General features: G+C 62.6%; 3 protein-coding genes. All 3 read right to left on the reverse strand.

Translation table 11 applies throughout. From position 1 onward, the window contains the following. Positions 1–106 precede the first annotated feature (106 nt). A complete protein-coding gene (locus ABZ208_RS39100; RefSeq protein WP_356914199.1) occupies positions 107–313 on the reverse strand; it encodes a hypothetical protein in 207 nt (68 codons plus the stop codon). Positions 314–637: 324 nt separating this feature from the next. Continuing rightward, positions 638–1,135, reverse strand: coding sequence for a GNAT family N-acetyltransferase (locus ABZ208_RS39105; protein ID WP_356914200.1), 498 nt, complete (start codon positions 1,133–1,135; stop codon positions 638–640). Next, positions 1,132–1,251 (reverse strand): DUF1778 domain-containing protein, encoded by a 120-nt coding sequence (locus tag ABZ208_RS39110; protein ID WP_356914201.1) that lies wholly within the window; start codon positions 1,249–1,251, stop codon positions 1,132–1,134. The genes ABZ208_RS39105 and ABZ208_RS39110 overlap by 4 nt, the downstream gene beginning before the upstream one ends. Between the last annotated feature and the right edge of the window lie 10 nt (positions 1,252–1,261).

Below are 1,261 nucleotides of genomic sequence, written 5' to 3' on the forward strand. Positions count from 1 at the left end.
GTAACGCCCATCACCTGCGGGAACTGACCTACGCCTTCGAGGAGATGGGGCAGGCTTGGGCCAACCGCCTGATCGAACTGCTGGTCGCCGCTTGCCATGAGGTCGATCAGGCGGCGGCGTGCTGACGCCCGAACGCCTTGCGTCCTGCCGCAAGGATTACGACGCCATTCTCGCGGACGGCGAGGCAGCCAATCCGCGCGCACCGCCTTCCGGCAAACGCGGGCTCGCGGCCGTCGTGATCGAAGCGGTGCGGCGATTCCGGCTTGACGGTCATGCCGCAGACGGGGTCGGTGATCGGGTGGTGCTCGTGCATGGCTGTGTCTCCCTTCTTGTATGGCGGCGCGCCGGCGGCGATCGGCTAATCGAGGTGTCCGGAATTAGTTGACCACTACAGTCTGATCCGGCGAAGATTGGCATAACCCAGCCCCTACCTGTTTGTAATTCCCCTTTTATCCATCAATTCACTTGGGGTCGTCTCAGAAAACGGAATTTAAAGCACGCTAAGGACTAGCGTGCTACTTCTCGCAAACGAAGGTCTGCGAGAAGCTTTGTCGAGAAGACGGCACGGCCTAGTGTCGATGTGGCCGGGGAGTTCTCGAAAACCGTTCTCGGTTCAAACGGCTTGGAACGGCGAGTTTCAAGAACGCTGAACGGTCGCCAGCGGCAAGAACAGGGTGAGCGGCGGGTCAGGCAAGGCAATGAAGCCATGATGTCGGTAGAAAGCCGCTACCCCCTCGTCCTTGGCGTCCACCATCAGGGCGAAGGCGGCAATCTCCGAACGGGCTTCACGTTCGAGCGCGTCAGCCAGAAGCGCACCGCCGAGACCTTGGCCCGTGAATTCCTGATCGACAGCCAGGCGGCCCATACGAACGGCGGGCACGGTCGGATAGCGCGGCAGCTTCTTGCCGATGCTGGCCGGAAGATCGGCCAGCAGCAGGCTTGCCGAGGCCAAGGTGTAATAGCCCGCAATGCGCGGCCCGTCTGCCAGGGCCACGAAGCAGGCGGCAACGCGGCGACGAATGTCCTGCGTGACTTGCTCTTGCAGGTAGCGATTCAGCGGCTCCGAATCACTGCGAAAGGCAGCGCGATCATGTGCGGCATCGAGCGGCGCGAGCCGGAACGGTGCGCCGCTCATTCAGCGCGCAAGAGTTTGCGGCGACGGGCAAAGGCACGTTCCAGAGCTGGGGCCGGTTGCGGCGGCGACAGCAGCGCTTGCGCGAAACATTCCTGATCGGCCAAAGACAGGCGGATGACTTCGGCT

The organism is Streptomyces sp. NPDC006208, assembly GCF_040613775.1.
GTDB lineage: Bacteria > Actinomycetota > Actinomycetes > Streptomycetales > Streptomycetaceae > Streptomyces.

Coding starts and splice junctions, on each gene's coding strand:
- ABZ208_RS39100 (WP_356914199.1), bottom strand. CDS start 313: ATGCACGAGCACCACCCGATCACCGACCCCGTCTGCGGCATGACCGTC.
- ABZ208_RS39105 (WP_356914200.1), bottom strand. CDS start 1,135: ATGAGCGGCGCACCGTTCCGGCTCGCGCCGCTCGATGCCGCACATGAT.